Consider the following 16,259-nt stretch of genomic DNA (forward strand, 5'->3'; position numbering starts at 1 on the left):
GCGATTCTCCTTCGAATGGCGCAGGTTCGGGAACGTCGGAGCTAAAGCCGAAAATCAACGGCGATGATCTGCTCGCTGTTAGGGAACGAGTACTTCTTGAGCGGCTCATGCAGCGGATGCGTGTTGTAAACATCAACGTCTTCCAGAGCACCGAAGTCGGCCACGATCGCGTAATCGAACGATCGATCATGCTGAAGCACATCCGGCCCGTGGGTGAGGCTCAAGAGCCCCGGAATGTTGCCCTCCATCCGGTTCAAGCCTTCAATCCATGCGGCCCGGTCCGCGACGGGAAAATCCGGTGTGAATTTGAAGAGGACCGCATGGCGGATCATGCGCCGGCTCCGGAGTCAGCACCGGATCCGGCCCCCGCGAATTCTGCAGCGACGTATTCCGCCGGCTGCCCGGCAATGGCACGGCCTGCGAGGTACCCCATGGTCATGATGGGTCCCAGCGTGGCCCCGGCCCCCGGATAGCCTGCAGCGTAGGCATTTTCCGTGGTGTTTCCCGCGGCGAACAGTCCGGGAACTGCTTGCCCGTCAACGTCCAGGACCCTTGCCGAACCATCCGTGGCAACTCCCCCGTTACTTCCAAAGGCGCCGTTGACTACCTCCATGGCGTAAAACGGTCCACTGTGTAGTGGTCCGAGGGAGGGGTTGGGCCAAGGGCAATCGTCGTCGCCCCAGTATTTGTCGTAGGCGCTTTCGCCGCGCCCAAAGTCAGGATCCTCCCCCCTCACTGCGTACTCGTTGAAGCGCGTTACCGTGGCCTGGAGGTTTTCCGCGGGGACACCGATCTTCGCTGCGAGTTCGGCGAGGGACGGAGCTTCCACCAGATAGTCCGGAGTCGGCTGGCCCGCCCGGTGGGCGAGGACGCCGTAGCGTTCCAAGTAACTGTGATCGAAGACCACGTGGGCCGGGGTATTCAGGGGCTGGTTATTGGGCGAATCCCATGACTGCAGGCACCGTGCGAGGTCGTTATAGTTTTGGGATTCGTTGGCGAAGCGGCGGCCGTGGCGATTAACCATCAGCGAACCCGGCCCTTGCCTCTCAAAACGGAGCAGGGTTCCAATAGGTTGGCCATCCCGGGTGTCTCCTGTGATGGACATGGGCGCCCACCAGGCTTCCCGGGTACCGCGGGTTTGGGCACCGATTCGTTGGGCCATCTTCAGGCCGTCGCCCGTGTTCGAAGGAGGCGAGCACATGATGTACAGCCGCGAAGCCAGCAACGAGTCCGCCAAGGCCGTGTCCCACTCGAAACCGCCGGTTGCGAGGACCACACCGTCGTTGGCGTGGAAGGCCTCCCCCGATTCGAGCTCGACGCCCACTACCCTGCTGCCATCACTGAGCAGCCGATGTCCGCGGGCGCCAACTACCAACGCGGCGCCATCACGGACCAGACTGGCCAAGAGCATCGAAACCAGCGCCTGGCCCTTTGCCACCAGGCCCTGCTCTTGGCGCTCGTACAGTTCCTGCCAGGGAAATTTGGTAAAAGCTCCCCAGTTTTCATATTCCTGCATGGTGAAGGGGGCCCGCCCATCAGAGCGGACATGGACAGCGAGATCGCCGAGTGCTTCACGGACGTTGTACAGCTCAGGTTCCACCGTTCTGCCACCCTCAACCGAGCCCGGGAGGTCCTGCCGGTAATCCGGAAAATTGTCCAGGAAGATGAACCGCACGCCGCATTCGTCTTCAGTGAAGCGGAGCATGGTGTCGCCGTAGTTCAGAGCGGCGTCCAGCAACTCTTTACGGCTCCGACCCCGTGCCACCGCGCGGACATACTCCGCGGCCGCCTCCTTGGAATCGCTCAGCCCCGCCTCGCGTGCATGGTGGTTGTCAGCCACCCACAGCATGCCGCCCGAAACAGCAGACGTGCCGCCCAGCAGTTCGGTCTTTTCAAGCACGACGACGGATTTGCCGGCCCGCGCGGCCGTCGCCGCCGCCGTCAAAGCACCTGCGCCGGATCCGACAACTACGACATCGTAGGTATCTGCTTTAGTCCCGTTAATGAATTTCATGGTGGTGTCTCTCTCCGTTGAATGTGGTCACACAAAGAACCTGCAGTACTACGGTGACGTTGATGACGCGGTGTTATGCCCGCGGTGTTTGTCAGCGATACTGCTCAAACCGCCGTGTATCCGCCGTCGATGACGAGCTCTGAACCAGTGGTGAACCGGGACTCATCGGAAGCCAGGTAAAGGACCCCGTACGCGATCTCGTCCGGTTCGCCCTGCCGGGGAAGCGGGTTTCCGCCCACCAGCTGCTTGTAGTAAGCCTCCGCGCCGATGTCCGATTGCTCTGCCGAGCGGCGGCTCATCCGGGTATTCATTGACCCGGGGTGGACCGAGTTGACCCTAATGCCGTGTGCGCCGTAAGCCGCCGCATCAGACTTGCTGAGGAGCCGCACAGCACCCTTGGTGGCGTGGTAAAGAGGCACGTTGCGCCCACCGGTCAGTCCATGGATTGAGGAAAAATTGATGATGCTGCCTGACTGTTTGAGGATCATCCCCGGAACGATGTGCTTGGTCATGAGCCACACGCCCTTGACGTTGACATCGAAGATGAGGTCGAAATCGTCCAGTGTTGCTGTGTGGCTGGCTCCGGCCGGACCGATGATTCCTGCAGCATTGACCAAGACGTCGGGACTGCCGTGATCCGCAGAGACGCGGTGGATTGCTTCGACCACGCTGGTTTCATCTGTGACATCGACGTCGTACTCGGTGATGCCGGCATGTACGCCTGCAACTGCAGTTCCTGCACGGTCCAAGCTGGCCACCGTGGCTCCGTGATCGGCAAGCAACCTGGCCGTTGCGCCGCCTAGGTCTCCCCTACCGCCCGTGACTACGACAATCTTGCCGGCCACCCGCCCGTCCTTGGGCGGATTACCTGCCTGTGTTGCTGATTCCACCACAACTCCTCCTGCCGCTGCATTGCGGCTGCTGAAACCTCAGTTGGACGCAGGGCAGCACGGAATGAACCCACAAGGGCCTTTAAGTGTGGTGCCCGGGCGAGATGCCCTGCTTGGTTCCACAGTGCCAGCGGCCCTGTGAGTGAAGCCACAGGGTTACCGATGAACGGGAATCAGAGACTTCCATTGCTTTGGCGGAGGGCACCTTTGAGTTCTCCGCGCCATCCCAGCGCTCGGGAGATTCCGCGTGCTGCCGTCATCAGAACAGGCACGCGGGCTGCCGTGTTTTCCTCGTTCCTGGGAACCACAACACTCAGTGCAGCCACCACGGTATTTGCCCGACCAACCACCGGGACCGCGATTCCACTGGACTCAGGGACAATAATGCCGGGCATGGAAGCGAACCCGCGTTGACGGATGCCGGCGAGGTGTCGCCGTAGTTCAGCGGGATCGGTGAGCGTCACGTCAGTGAACTTCTCCAGCGTCCGGGCCAGAAACAAGTCCTGGTAGGCAGGTGGAGAATAGGCCAGCAACACCAGCCCCGAGGACGTTCCATGGACCGGCAGGCGGCCGGCAACCTTGGTGATGTCCACCATGGAATCACGGGAGCCGATGCGCTCAATGTAGAGGACCTCATCGGAATCCAGGATCCCCAACGTAGTGGAGTGCTGAACCACCGATTGGACGTCCTCCATGAACGGCAGGGCAGCTTCGCGGAGGCCGACCATGCGGGAGCTCCTGGACACCAGCTCCCACAAGCGGGTGCCGAGCCGAACCTCGGCATTGGCTTCCCGTTCCAGCAGGCCCTCATTCAAGAGCTCGTCCACCAGGCGATACGTGGTTGTCACGGGTAAGCCGGAGCGCCGGGCCAACGCAGCGACGCTCATGGTGCGATGGGCGTCGTCGAATGCTCCGACCAAGCGGACCACACGGCGGATGACGGACTCACCCGAGGACGAGTTGGCCACCTTAGTTACCTGACCTAACGCGGGAAACGAACCGGAACCTGTCGCCGCGGAATGCGCTCCGGGTCCATTCCACCGGCGCGCCGACTGCATCCCGGGCAAGGCGGTGTACCAGCAGCAAAGGTGCCCCCATCTCTATTCCCAGCAGCCTGACCTCAGCAGGGCCGGCGAGTGCTGTCTCCACTGTGTCCTCGACGTCGGCTATCCGAATCCCGTAAACGTCGGCCAGGGCAGCATACAGCGATCCCGCCTTGGCCAGCTGGGACTTGAACCGGGGCAGCTTTGCTGGAAGCCAAGCAACCTCATGCGCCAGCGGTTCCCCCTCAATCAGGCGGATACGCTCGAGCCGGGTGACGGGCTTGCCTTGGTCAATCCCCAAATGTGCTGCGACCTCCGCATCAGAGCCCAGAACGTCCAGGGCGAGCAACTTGGAGTCAGGCCGCAGACCTTGGGTGCGGGCGTCGTCGGAGAAGGAAGTCAGCTGCCGGACATGGGTCACTTTTGGAGGCGCCACGAACGTGCCGTGCCCTTGGATGCGGCCCAGCTTTCCCTCGGCCACCAGTTCGCTGATCGCCTGCCTGACCGTGGTCCGGGAAGTTGCGTACTTTTCCGCCAAGGCGCGCTCGGTGGGAATGAGTGTGCCCGGACGTTGACCCGCTATAAGCCCTAATACCTCGGTCTTCAGGAGGTAGTACTTGGGAGTTGACGGTGAGACATTGCTGGACATAGTGGAGATCCTACTTATGGACAACGCCATTGGTCTATGCCAATGTAGACCTAATTGTCAATGTAGACCCGATTGCCAATGGAGACCGCGTCGCCACCGTTGACCCCGTCGCCATTGTTGAGCTGTCGGTCTGAACCCACCAGATCCGGTGAACTGGCAATCCCCGGGTTTATGTTTGTCCAGTAGTCAGCACTCGAAACGAAGGGCCGTCAGTTGAAGGATTTTCAGCGAAAGAGCAGTGAATCGGCGGGAACCCTGTGACTCCGGCTGTGCTGGGCCTTCACATCGGCGGCTCCAAGACGCACGCTGTTCGCTCCGACGCAGCGCAAGGCGACATCGACGCCCGCAGCGGCACCGGCGTCGAAATCACCGAGGCCAGCGCCAACCTGTCCTCGGTGGGCCACCAGGGGGCTGACGCGGTGCTGCGCCGCATTGCTGCAAAGGTGGGCGGCGGGATCGAGGCCGTCTGTGCCGGAGCCGCCGGAGCAGATACCCCGGCTAGCCGTGCTGTCCTGTCCGCCCTGCTCACGGAGCATTTCCCGGGCGCCAGGATCGAGGTTGTGCACGACACCCGCATAGTCCTTGCAGCAGCAGGGCTCGACGTCGGAGCTGTAGTGGTTGCGGGCACCGGCTCCGTTGCATGGGGTCGGAACCGTGACGGGCGGGAAGCCCGCAGCGGAGGCTATGGGTATCTGCTGGGTGATGAGGGTGGCGGCTACTCCGTGGTGCGCGACGCCGTCCGCGAGGCTTTGCGGGAGTACTACGCAGGTCTGGAACCAGGCACATTGGTCAGAGCCGTGATGGCGGCAACGGCGAGCGCGGACGCATTGCAGCTCATGGACTCGTTCTACGCCAAACCCGAACCTGACCATTGGGCGGGTTTGGCGCCGCTTGTTTTGGATTTGGCAGCCGAGGGTGACCCGGCGGCGTTGCGGATCCAGGCTGAGGCCGCGCATTCGCTGGCAACGCATGCCCGCCAGGTTCTGGGTGAGTTGGGATTGGATCTGCCGTTGGTCATGGCTGGTGCTCTGTTGGTGAATCAGAGTCAGCTGGCCGGGGCCGTGGCGCGCAAGGTTTCCCTGGAGGACCCGTCCTCGATCCGGATTCTGGCGCAGCCTCCGGTTCACGGTGCGGTGGAACTGGCCAGGCAACTCCTTCAGAACTGATCCAGTTACGTCATGCCGGGCGGGTGATCACTGCAGCCAAGCGGAGTAGTCTGGACTCATGCCTCTCACGAGCGGTGGTTGGTAATAATGGCGCGGGCCCGGCAGCGGTGGCTGTCAGCTCTCCTGATTCCCCTTGCCTTGGCGATTGCCGTGGTGTTCGGCTCTGTCCAAGCAGGCGCCAGCGTTTCCCTTCCGCCCAAGAGCGCTGAAGAAATCCTTGCCATGATCGCGCGCACTGAGGTGCGGGCTCTGTCCGGCACTATGGAGCAGAACGCCGAACTGGGACTTCCCGAGCTGCCCTCGTCCGGTTCGGGCAGTGTTCCTGGTGCTGCCTCCGCCGTGGAATTCCTGACTGGTTCGCACACAGCCAGGGTCTACGTGGATGGCCCCCTGAAGGCGCGGTTGCAGATTCTTGACCGCATGGCTGAACGCGACGTTGTCCTCAATGGCCGCGAGCTCTGGTTCTACAACTCGAAGGACAACAGCGCCACACATCTGACAGTGCCGGCACCGTCCCTTGCTGAACTGAAGGACACTCTGCCCGCTAGGCCCACTCCAAACAGGCCCGCGCAGGAGATGCCCGCGCAGGAGATTCCGACCCCCGAGGCCATGGCCGGACGTTTCCTTGCTTCCCTTGATGCCAGCACTGAGGTCACCGTTGGTGAGGCGGCATCGGTTGCTGGTCGAAGCGTATATTCCTTGGTCCTCAACCCGCGCAGTTCCGAAACACTGGTTGATTCGGTGAGCATCGACGTCGACTCCGAAACCGGCCTGCCCCTGGGTGTCGAGGTGCGGGCCAAGGGCCAGGCCGAACCTGCCTATTCACTGGCATACACCCAACTGGACCTGTCCACGCCGGATGCCGCGTTGTTTGACTTCACCCCGCCGCAGGGAGCGACAATCACTGAGAAGGTACTTCCGGCCAGGCCCGTGCCCACCATGACCCTTCCGTCAGAGCCGCTACACGACCTTTCGTTGAAGGCACCGGCTCATCGGGAGCAGGTCATGGGTCAAGGCTGGGATTCCGTGATCGCCTTGCCCGCGGGTTCTGCTCCTGCTGAGTTCACGTCCAATCCCCAATTGTCCCAAGCGCTGCTTCCTGTTGACGGTGGCCGGGCGTTAACGACGTCGCTGGTGAGCGTGTTGGTTCTCGACGACGGCCGTGTCTTTGCCGGCATGGTGCCTTTGGAACGGCTCCAGACGGCCGCTGCCGCCCAGTGAACGAACCCAGTGAAGCCGCCAATGTTGATGGAAGTGGGCATGCGAATCCCGTCCGCTCATCTGATCTTGTTATCGAAACGCACGCCTTAGTGAAGCGCTTCGGGCGCCGGTCTGCCGTCGACGGAATTGACCTTGCTGTACCTCGTGGATCGGTGTTCGGCTTTCTTGGGCCCAATGGTTCGGGGAAGACCACCACTATCAGGATGCTGCTCGGCCTTGCTTCGGCAACCAGCGGGGACATCCGCGTTCTTGGCAAGGAGATGCCCCAAGGTTTGGCTTCTGTACTCCCGGGCGTTGGCGCTTTGGTGGAGGGGCCGGGCTTCTACCCTTTCCTTTCGGGTACGGGGAATCTGACGCGTCTGGATGCCGCCGACCCCCATGCGTCGTCATCGACCAGAAGTCGGCGCGTCAAGGATGCCCTTGACCGGGTTGGACTCAGCCATGCGGCGGGAAAAAAGGTCCGCGCCTACTCGCTGGGCATGAAGCAGCGCCTTGGTTTGGCCAACGCGATGCTCAGGCCGCGGGAGCTCCTGGTTCTGGACGAACCAACCAACGGCCTGGACCCCCAGGGCACCCGTGAAGTCCGCAATCTGGTTCGCTCCCTCGCTGCTGGCGGGACCACCGTGTTCGTTTCCAGCCACCTGCTCGCCGAGGTGGAGCATATGTGTACCCATGTGGGTGTGATGAGTGCCGGTCGCCTTGTGGCCCAGGGGCGGATTGAGGAGCTCCGGTCCGCCGGACAGGCCCGCGTTGTGGTGCAGACGCCCGACGTCGACGTCGCGTCCCGGGTGTTGGCACGCCTTGGCCTGGTTCCCGGCGAAGCCCCGGGAGTTGTGGGTAGCCGGGGAACCACTGCGGTGTATGCGACCGGGATCAATGGCCGTGAACCCGAGGCGGTAGTGTCAGCGTTGGTTGCCGACGGCGTCCGCATCCGTGGCTTTGCAGTGGAGAACGCGAGTTTGGAAGAGCGGTTCGTGTCCCTGACCGGAGAGGGGTTCGACGTTGTCGGCTGAAACCACTGGCCTGTCCCGCGGTGGTGGCGTACGTCCGGGAATGGGATGGGCGCTCCTGGGCTCGGAGTTGTCCGTGCTCTTCCGTCGGCTCCGCACATGGGCCATGTTGATCGCCCTCGCTGCCGTGCCCATCTTGATCGCCGTGGCCGTCAAGTTATCGTCGCAGCCCACCGCTCCTGGCCGCGGGCCGCTCTTCCTGGACCGCATCACCCAGAACGGCCTCTTCGTCGCCGTCACGGCGTTGGTAGTGTGTGTCCCTCTGTTCCTGCCGCTCACGGTTGGGGTGGTAGCCGGGGATACCATCGCCGGGGAGGCGAACCTTGGAACCCTGCGGTACCTGCTGATCGCTCCCGCAGGGCGGATACGACTCTTGCTGGTGAAGTATGCCGGGGCCGTCGCTTTCTGTTGCGCCGCTAACGCCACCGTAGCTGCGGCCGGCGCCCTGGCCGGCGTCGTGCTTTTTCCTGTGGGTCCGGTGACTTTGCTGTCCGGGGATACCATCAGCGTTGGCGAGTCGGCGTCGAGATCTTTGCTGATCGCCGCCTACATCACGGTTTCCCTGCTGGGACTCTCAGCTATAGGCCTATTGATCTCAACCTTCACGGACGTGCCAGTGGGCCATGGCTGCCACCATTGTGCTCTCCGTGGTGTCCCAGGTGCTGGATAACCTGCCACAGCTCGAGTGGCTGCATCCGTGGCTGTTCAGCCACCACTGGCTTGGTTTCGCAGATCTTCTGCGCCAGCCGATCTCCTGGACATCGTTCGGTGAGAACGCCCTCCTCCAAACCGGGTACATCGCGGTGTGCGGCGCGCTGGCTTACGCAAAATTCTCCAACAAGGACGTCTTGTCGTAGCTTTGTCGTAGGCTCTTCACATGGCCAGATTCTTTGATGTGCACCCGGAAGATCCCCAACCACGCGCCATCGGCCAAGTGGTGAACATGCTCCAAGGTGGCGGCCTGATCGCCTACCCTACCGACTCCTGTTATGCGCTTGGCGCACAGATCGGCAACAGGGAAGCCCTGGACCGCATCAGATCCATCAGGCATCTGGATGATAAACACCACTTCACCCTGGTGTGCAAGGACTTTGCACAGATGGGGCAGTTCGTGATGTTGGACAACGACATCTTCAGGAGCATCAAGGCTGTCACCCCCGGCAGCTATACGTTTATCCTCCCCGCCACCCGCGAAGTTCCCAAACGCCTCCTGCACCCCAAGAAGAAGACCGTGGGTGTGCGCATCCCTGATCACCGGGTGGTCCAGGCACTCTTGGCCGAGCTGGGCGAACCATTGCTCTCCAGCACCCTTCTGCTGCCGGACGAGGAAGAACCGTTGACGCAGGGCTGGGAGATTAAGGAACGCCTGGACAATCAGGTGGATGGCGTCATTGATGCCGGTGACACCGGCTCGGAACCCACCACCGTGATCGACTTCTCCAGCGGCGTGGCCGAGGTTGTCCGCTACGGGACGGGCGATCCCTCGCGCTTCGAATAGAGGTCACTGGATTCCTGTTCGCCGTTCACCGGAGTTGGCCGTTCACCGGAACTGGAAGCGGCATCCCGCATTCAAGGCCACCTGGGCGACGCCGGTCATTTCCAGTGCCAAGGCTGAGGGCTGTGTGGACAACTCCTGGGGTGGGTAGGCCACGAAAATGAACAGTTGGCGGTTGCCGTCCGCGCTGCTCATGGCAATGCTTCCATACCCCGGAACGTCGCCGGCGTGGCCGTAGTAGGAGCCGTTGGTGCAACGGTCATCCCAGTGATCCAGGCCAAGGCCATAGTCGTCAAACACCGTCCCCTTCATGGCGATAAGGCCTGCCGGGGATAGTAACTGGCCCCTCAGTAGGGCGGCGTAGAACGTGGACATGTCCTCAACGGTGGACACCAGGCCGCCGTTGGCGATCCCGTCTGGGATTCCAATGCCGGTAACGTCCACGGTTTCTCCCTCCAACTGGACGTATCCATGGATGAGGTCACCGGGGATTGCTGCATCAGCATCCAGCAGCTCCGTGGAAAGAAGGTTCAAGGGCGCCAGGACATCCGTGCGGAGCACGCCACTCAGCGGCGCGCCTCTGAGCCGCTCCACCACCTGACCGAGCACGGCGTATGCATCCGGACCTGTCGCAGCCGGAACGTCGCCGGTGTCTCCGAGGAGCTGCCGGATTGTCACCGGACCATCCACAGCGAGGGATCCGGGAAGATACGTCGAAACGGGGACCTCTAATCCGAGCCGGCCCTCCTCCACAAGCTTCATGACTGACAAAGCCACCAGGGTCCGGAACTGCTCGCCCACAGGGAAACGGTGACCCGGCTGGACAGCAGCCCGCCCCTCCCGGCTGAGGAATCCTTCAGCGTGAGTCCACTCTTGCTGGCCGACCCGTGCCTTGATGAGGACAGCTGACGCCCCTTCATCCAGCTTCTCCCGCGAGAACAGTTCAAGGGTGGCGCGAAGCTCTTGGAACGCCGGGGTGACTGCGACGCTGTTCGTGGGCGCCGGCGCAGGCTCGAGGGTAGGAACGGAAGGAGAGCCTGACACTGCCGGTTGCGTTGTTGGATTCGGCGTTGTTGGCGTCGGCGTTGACGGGAGTGCTGCAGCGGTGGAGGGCGGGAGCGGACGTGGCTCAGAGCCTTCGGTGCACCCGCCAAGAAACATACAGCCCACAAACAAGCTCAAGAGCAAGCCGCTCGGAAATGGACGGCTCAGGGACGAACTGCTCAGGGACAAGCTACTGAGGGACAAGCTACTGAGGGACAAGCTGCACGCTCGGGCAGTGGCAGGGATACTTATGCCTGGTCGTCTCGGCACACGCTCTCCCGGTGCAATTTTTCCGGCCTACTCTTCCGGCTTGCGTGCCCGGCTTGGCTGTACGCGCATGGGCTCGCCAGGCATCTTGGGGAATTCCGGCGGGAAGGGCATTTCCCCCTGACCGTTTTTGACGTCGCGCTCCCACCACTTCAGTAGAACATCGATGTCACCGGGGTGATCGTGCATGGACGCCCAGGGGTCGCCCACCTTCGCCAGGCGGTCCGGGACCGTCTTAATGGTGTACTTCGCGGGATCGGCATTCTCCAGTTCGTCCCAGGTCAACGGGCAGGACACCTGGGCCGTGGGGACGGCACGTGGGCTGTACGCCCCGGCAATGGTGCGATCCCTGTTGGCCTGGTTGAAGTCCACGAAAATCCTCGTACCGCGCTCCTCTTTCCACCAGGCAGTGGTGACCTTCTCCGGCATGCGGCGCTCCAACTCACGTCCAGCAGCGATCACGGCATGGCGGACATCCAGGAATTCATGCTTCGGATGGATGGGCGCGTACACGTGCAGACCACGGTTTCCGGAGGTCTTGATGAAAGCCGTCAGTCCGGCTTCTTCCAGAACGGTGCGTAGTTCCAGAGCCGCCGGGATAGCGTCGTCGAAGTCCGTGCCGGGTTGGGGATCCAGATCGATCCTGAGCTGATCCGGATTGTCAGGATCGTTGGCCCGGGACGCCCAGGGGTGGAACACCACAGTATTCATTTGCGCGGCCCACACTGCAGCCGCCGGCTCGTCGATCACCAACTGGGGATGCGAACGCGCGCTGGGGTACGTCACCGTCACGGAACGGACATACTCCGGGGCACCCTTGGGGGGATTCTTGGAAAAGAACATATCGCCCTCGATGTTGCCCGAGTAACGCTGGAGGCTGATGGGCCGGTTCCCGTTAGCCAAGACGAAAGCCTCGCCGACGTCGATGAGGTATGTGGCAAGGTCCAGTTTGGTCAGACCGGCCTCAGGCCACATCACCCTGCTTGGACTGGAGATCCTGACCTCGCGCGGGCCCTCGGGACCAGGGACAGTAACGGTGGTTGCTTCGCTCGCCATGGCCACAAGCTACCCCGTTTGTGCCCTGCGCGTCTGCACCTGAGTGCGTTTTGTCGGGATGGGACATGATGGTTGCATGCCAAATACTGAAACATCCTTGAGCGTCGCTGTGGGAGAAACCGAAGTCTCTGCCCTTCACATCCGGCCCACGCAGGCGTTCGCCACCCTGGTAGTGGCGCACGGCGCGGGAGCAGGAATGGAACATCCGTTCCTGCAGGGTTTCGCTGAGGCGATGGGCGAGGAAGGGGTGGCGACGTTGCGCTTCAACTTTCCCTACCGTGAGGCCGGCCGGCGTTTTCCGGATCGCCCTCCTCTAGCCATCGCTACATGGCGGGCTGTGATGGACAAAGCGGCTGAGCTCGGCCAAGGACAGCCCCTCTGGGCGGCCGGTAAATCGTTCGGTGGACGCATGGCATCCATGGCTGTGGCTGACGGGATGCCCGCAGGGGGTCTGGTGTACCTCGGCTACCCTCTCCACGCCCCCGGAAAGCCTGAAAAGCTTAGGGACGAACACCTCTACGGCGTCACGGTGCCGATGCTTTTCCTCCAAGGCACCCGCGATACGTTCGCGACGCCGGAACTACTGGAGCAGGTAGTAGAAAAAATCGGCCCGACGGCGACACTTCAGTGGGTCGACGGCGGCGACCATTCGTTTGCGGTCAAGGGTATGAAGCGTGGCGCGGCCGAGGTGGGGGCGTCCTTGGCGCCGGCAGTTGCTGCCTTCCTGCGGACAAACGCTTAAACCTGCTTCGGAAGGGGCTCGTGGCGAAGGAAGGACCGGCGGAAACGCCCCGTTCCTGCTGTGAGGGCGCGGAGTTCAATGGCGTATCGCAGGAGCTCCTGGTCCGGGACCTCGGCGCTGATTTCGGTTCCCTCTCCGTCTGCGGCGGTGGTGCCGGTGACCCTGCCCCGGCGTCCGGACAGATCACTCATCACCGCACCCACGTAGTCATCCGGAACGCTGATGACAACGGAGGATACGGGTTCCAGCAACTGGATTTTGGCAGCTGCCGCAGCTTCCCGTAGCGCCAGCGCACCGGCAGCCTGGAAAGCTGCGTCGGACGAGTCAACGCTGTGCGTTTTTCCGCCCACCAGCGTCACCTTGATGTCCACCACGGGGAATCCCGCTGACACACCCTTAAGCATTTGCGAGCGGACGCCCTTTTCCACTGACGCGACAAACGTAGCGGGGATTGCACCGCCAACGATTTTGTCAGCGAATTCAAAGCCCCCGCCGCGGGCCAGGGGCTCCACCTCGATGTCGCAAATGGCGAACTGCCCGTGGCCACCTGATTGCTTTACATGCCGCCCGTGTCCGGCGGCCTTGCTGGCAAAGGTTTCCCTGAGTGGAGTGATCACGTCCACGGTCTGGAGTTTAACGCCTTGACCACGCAGCCTGTCCAGGACCACCTCTGCGTGGGCCTCCCCCATGCACCACAGGATCAGCTGGTGCGTGTCCTGGTTGCGTTCCAATCGCAGCGTCGGATCGGCGGCCGCCACCTTCCCGATGCTTTTGGCAAGCGCGTCCTCATCACTGCGTGAGGCCCCTTCAATAGCTACAGGCATCAAAGGCTCGGGCATGTTCCAGGTCTCGATTAGCAGCGGTGCCTCACGGCTGGAGACAGTGTCCCCTGTTTCGGCGCTGGCCAGCTTGCTGATGGCGCAGATGTCGCCGGCAATGCACTGTGGAACCGCTTGGAGGCTCGAACCCACAGGCGAGTAGAGATGCGTGATGCGTTCGTCGGCGTCGTGGTCCTCATGGCCCCTGTCTGCCAGGCCCCGTCCGCCGATGTGGATTGACGAATCCTCCCTCAGAGTCCCCGAAAAGACCCTGACCAAACACACCCGGCCGAGGAACGGATCTACAGTGGTCCTTACTACTTCAGCGGCGAGGCGCCCGGCGGGGTTGCATTCCAGAGGCTTCAACGAAGAACCGTCGAGTTTCATCACCGCGGGGGTGATGCGCTCCAAGGGCGATGGCAAAGCATCGGTCAACAGGGCCATGAGTTCCGGGAGGCCAAGACCGGTTTCGGCCGACGTCGGCATGACGGGAAAGAAACTGCCCCGCGCGACAGCCGTTTCAAGGTCGGCGATCAGGTCCACGAGCGGCAGTTCTTCGCCGCCAAGGTACCGGTCCATGAGGGTTTCGTCTTCGCTCTCAGCGATGATTCCTTCGATCAAAGGTCCCCTGGCTGCTTCCACGTTCGCGGTGGGCATCAGATCCTGGCCCCCAGTGCCGTGAAGAGTGCCGTGGAGGACTCCGATGAGTCCGGCGTGGCCCGCAGTCGGGAGATACAGCGGGAGGACCGACTCACCGAACGCTTCCTGGCAACGCACGACGGCGGCACTGAAGTCGGCGCGCGGATGGTCCAGTTTGCTGACTACCACCGCACGCGGCATCCGGATCTTCTCGCACTCGCCCCACAACGCCACAGTGGCACCGTCAATGCCATCAACAGCCGAAACAACAAAAAGGGCCGCGTCGGCGGCCCTCAAACCTGCGCGAAGTTCGCCGGTGAAGTCGGTGTAGCCGGGTGTGTCGACCAGATTGACCTTGATGTCGTCGACCATAATCGGGGCTACGGATAACGTGACTGACCGTTGCTGATGAATCGCTGAGGGGTCGGAGTCACTGACGGTGGTTCCTTCGCTGATGGAGCCCATCCTGGTGATGGCTCCAGTTGCCGCCAGCAACGCCTCCACCAGTGTCGTCTTGCCCGCACCCGAATGCCCCACAAGGGCCACGTTCCGGACTTTCGCTGGATCACTCGCCGCCAAGACAGTGCCGTTGTCGCCTCGCCTGGTATCCGGGGTGCCGGCTCCGGGACCCTTGGTTGTTTCGCGCGTGCCCTTCGCGGACATGGGCACCTCCTGGTGTTGAATCCCGGCACGGAGTCCGAACACCTCCAGTTCGAACCTTATAGAGGATTGGACACCCTAAGCGCCCACAGGGCAAGGCCTGCCAGCAACCAAAGCCGAACAACCGCCGTCGGCTTCCCACTACGGTCAACCACCGGCTAAACGGTGAGCATCCCCCACAGCAACCAGGCGGACGCGAGGGAGCATCCGGTGATCACCACCGCGAACCCGGTCAACCAGACGAACGCCGGGACTCCAGTGCTGCGGCCCAGGATGAAGGCGTCAGATGCCGCCAGTCGGTCGCGGCGACGGGTGTGCACACCGGCAAGTTTGAACAGGTCCCTGACGCCGCCTACGGAAAGGGCAATGCCGAGAGCCAGTACAACGTAGTTGACGGTTGTGGGTGTGGCGAACAGGATCATGAGTTGGGCAATCGCGGCGCTCAACACCGCTACGAGGATCCCGGTGAGGTTCCTCAGGAAGATCAGCGAGACCAGCAGGATCAAGGCCCCGATGGACATGGCGGCTCCGGAGCGGCCGGCGGCGAAGGCGGCAATCAGGCACAAACCAACCACGGCGGGTGCAGGGTAGCCCCAGAATCCGGACCACGCTGCCCCGAAAGCGCTCCGGCCGCTGCTGACAAGGCGGCCCGAATGGTCCAGTCCGATCCGGAGCCCATGGACAAAGCGGCCCGTCATGAGCGCGGCGTAGGCATGGCCCAGCTCGTGGACAAAGGTGACGTAGAGTCCGAACCAGCGCCAGGTGACGCGCGGGATGCTCAGAACGACGGCGCACGCGAGTATGACCAGCAGGGCTGGCAAGGGCACCGCTGTGGTGTGGGTGTCGGTGAAGCCGCGGACCACGGCGTCCCACCAGGTTTGAAGGAGGTTCACTCACAGCACCGTCGACTGAAGACGGGAATGCAGTCCGGCGATGAGGATCTCCAGGCCGAACTCGAAGGCGGCCTCGCCTCGCTCGTCCGCAGGTCCGGCTTGGGCCAAGGCATTGGTGAGGGCGGGGTACCCCTGTGCGGGTGGTGCCCAGACGACGTCCGGTGCCGCCAAGTCCAAAGCGAAGCCCAGGGCGAAGCTGTCAATGGTGGAAATTGCGGACATCACGTCCCGGCCCCGGAACCCTGCGGCTTCGAGGGCCACAGCCAGGTTCTCGTAGAGGGCCATGACCTGGGCATCTTGCACCGTCTGGAGTACCAGCAGCGGCGCGAGTTTTGGATGGCGGGCGAAGGCATCACGATAGCTCCGGACGATGGCGCGAAGCGAAGCCTCCCAATCCTGCTCATCCTCCAGGACGTACGGGCTTTCCGCGATGATCCGGCCCCGCATGAGCTCAAGGATCTCCTCCCGGCCGCTGACGTGGTTGTAGATGGAGGACTGGCTGACCCCGATCCGTTTGGCCAGTTTCGGCAGGCTGAAGTCCCCTGCCTCATCCACCAGCTCCAAGGCAGCGGTGACGAGGGCGTCGATGGATATCAGCGGGACCAGCGGGCGTGCCATACGTGTGTCTCCATTCAAGGTTGTTGTTACGACT

15 protein-coding genes and 1 pseudogene are annotated in these 16,259 nt (G+C 62.6%); 6 read left to right on the forward strand and 10 right to left on the reverse strand.

Annotation, left to right across the window (positions count from 1 at the left end; genetic code table 11):
- Window positions 1-41: 41 nt before the first annotated feature.
- The 5 genes from HAV21_RS05580 to HAV21_RS05600 all read right to left on the reverse strand — a co-directional run bounded on the left by HAV21_RS05580 (window position 42) and on the right by HAV21_RS05600 (window position 4,596).
- Window positions 42-332 carry a Dabb family protein gene (locus HAV21_RS05580; RefSeq protein ID WP_142939275.1) on the reverse strand — a complete coding sequence of 97 codons (291 nt, stop codon included), beginning with the start codon at window positions 330-332 and terminating at the stop codon, window positions 42-44.
- A complete protein-coding gene (locus tag HAV21_RS05585) occupies window positions 329-2,014 on the reverse strand; it encodes an FAD-dependent oxidoreductase (RefSeq protein ID WP_166840809.1) in 1,686 nt (561 codons plus the stop codon). Before HAV21_RS05585 ends, HAV21_RS05580 begins: the two co-directional genes overlap by 4 nt.
- 104 nt (window positions 2,015-2,118) lie before the next feature.
- On the reverse strand, window positions 2,119-2,904 hold the full coding sequence (locus HAV21_RS05590) for an SDR family oxidoreductase (RefSeq protein WP_166840811.1): 786 nt from the start codon (window positions 2,902-2,904) through the stop codon (window positions 2,119-2,121).
- Window positions 2,905-3,077: 173 nt separating this feature from the next.
- Entirely contained in the window at window positions 3,078-3,872 is a 795-nt protein-coding gene (locus tag HAV21_RS05595; protein ID WP_166840813.1) for an IclR family transcriptional regulator, read from the reverse strand.
- A 1-nt stretch (window position 3,873) separates the two neighbouring features.
- Window positions 3,874-4,596, reverse strand: coding sequence for a GntR family transcriptional regulator (locus HAV21_RS05600; protein WP_166840815.1), 723 nt, complete (start codon window positions 4,594-4,596; stop codon window positions 3,874-3,876).
- Window positions 4,597-4,853: 257 nt separating this feature from the next.
- Here HAV21_RS05600 and HAV21_RS05605 point away from each other — a divergent pair, with 257 nt between their 5' ends.
- From HAV21_RS05605 to HAV21_RS05625, 5 genes and pseudogenes are all read left to right on the forward strand, one after another.
- On the forward strand, window positions 4,854-5,762 hold the full coding sequence (locus HAV21_RS05605; RefSeq protein WP_142939280.1) for a BadF/BadG/BcrA/BcrD ATPase family protein: 909 nt from the start codon (window positions 4,854-4,856) through the stop codon (window positions 5,760-5,762).
- 87 nt (window positions 5,763-5,849) lie between these two features.
- Window positions 5,850-6,983 carry a DUF2092 domain-containing protein gene (locus HAV21_RS05610; protein WP_166840817.1) on the forward strand — a complete coding sequence of 378 codons (1,134 nt, stop codon included), beginning with the start codon at window positions 5,850-5,852 and terminating at the stop codon, window positions 6,981-6,983.
- A complete protein-coding gene (locus HAV21_RS05615; protein WP_166840819.1) occupies window positions 6,980-7,996 on the forward strand; it encodes an ABC transporter ATP-binding protein in 1,017 nt (338 codons plus the stop codon). The genes HAV21_RS05610 and HAV21_RS05615 overlap by 4 nt, the downstream gene beginning before the upstream one ends.
- A gap of 40 nt (window positions 7,997-8,036) precedes the next feature.
- A pseudogene (locus HAV21_RS05620) lies at window positions 8,037-8,850 on the forward strand (ABC transporter permease).
- A 20-nt stretch (window positions 8,851-8,870) separates the two neighbouring features.
- The gene (locus HAV21_RS05625) at window positions 8,871-9,491 is read left to right on the forward strand and encodes an L-threonylcarbamoyladenylate synthase (protein ID WP_062069781.1); all 621 of its coding nucleotides are present in this window, start codon (window positions 8,871-8,873) and stop codon (window positions 9,489-9,491) included.
- Window positions 9,492-9,533: 42 nt separating this feature from the next.
- On the opposite strand, the gene HAV21_RS05630 is transcribed toward HAV21_RS05625, so the two are convergent.
- Together HAV21_RS05630 and ligD are read right to left on the reverse strand one after the other, a co-directional pair.
- Window positions 9,534-10,532 carry a serine hydrolase domain-containing protein gene (locus tag HAV21_RS05630; RefSeq protein ID WP_347877607.1) on the reverse strand — a complete coding sequence of 333 codons (999 nt, stop codon included), beginning with the start codon at window positions 10,530-10,532 and terminating at the stop codon, window positions 9,534-9,536.
- 297 nt (window positions 10,533-10,829) lie between these two features.
- Window positions 10,830-11,855: a non-homologous end-joining DNA ligase gene (gene ligD, locus HAV21_RS05635; RefSeq protein WP_142939285.1), complete on the reverse strand. Its 1,026-nt coding sequence runs from the start codon at window positions 11,853-11,855 to the stop codon at window positions 10,830-10,832.
- Between the two features lie 76 nt (window positions 11,856-11,931).
- On the opposite strand from ligD, the gene HAV21_RS05640 reads away from it, so the two are divergent.
- Window positions 11,932-12,597 carry an alpha/beta family hydrolase gene (locus HAV21_RS05640; RefSeq protein WP_142939286.1) on the forward strand — a complete coding sequence of 222 codons (666 nt, stop codon included), beginning with the start codon at window positions 11,932-11,934 and terminating at the stop codon, window positions 12,595-12,597.
- On the opposite strand, the gene HAV21_RS05645 is transcribed toward HAV21_RS05640, so the two are convergent.
- The 3 genes from HAV21_RS05645 to HAV21_RS05655 all read right to left on the reverse strand — a co-directional run bounded on the left by HAV21_RS05645 (window position 12,594) and on the right by HAV21_RS05655 (window position 16,225).
- Window positions 12,594-14,717: an elongation factor G-like protein EF-G2 gene (locus HAV21_RS05645; protein WP_166840823.1), complete on the reverse strand. Its 2,124-nt coding sequence runs from the start codon at window positions 14,715-14,717 to the stop codon at window positions 12,594-12,596. The genes HAV21_RS05640 and HAV21_RS05645 overlap by 4 nt on opposite strands.
- Window positions 14,718-14,872: 155 nt before the next feature.
- Entirely contained in the window at window positions 14,873-15,607 is a 735-nt protein-coding gene (locus HAV21_RS05650; protein ID WP_166840825.1) for a M50 family metallopeptidase, read from the reverse strand.
- A complete protein-coding gene (locus tag HAV21_RS05655; RefSeq protein WP_166840827.1) occupies window positions 15,608-16,225 on the reverse strand; it encodes a TetR/AcrR family transcriptional regulator C-terminal domain-containing protein in 618 nt (205 codons plus the stop codon).
- Window positions 16,226-16,259: the final 34 nt, after the last annotated feature.

This window comes from Paenarthrobacter sp. MSM-2-10-13 (genome assembly GCF_011605365.1).
Lineage (GTDB): Bacteria > Actinomycetota > Actinomycetes > Actinomycetales > Micrococcaceae > Arthrobacter.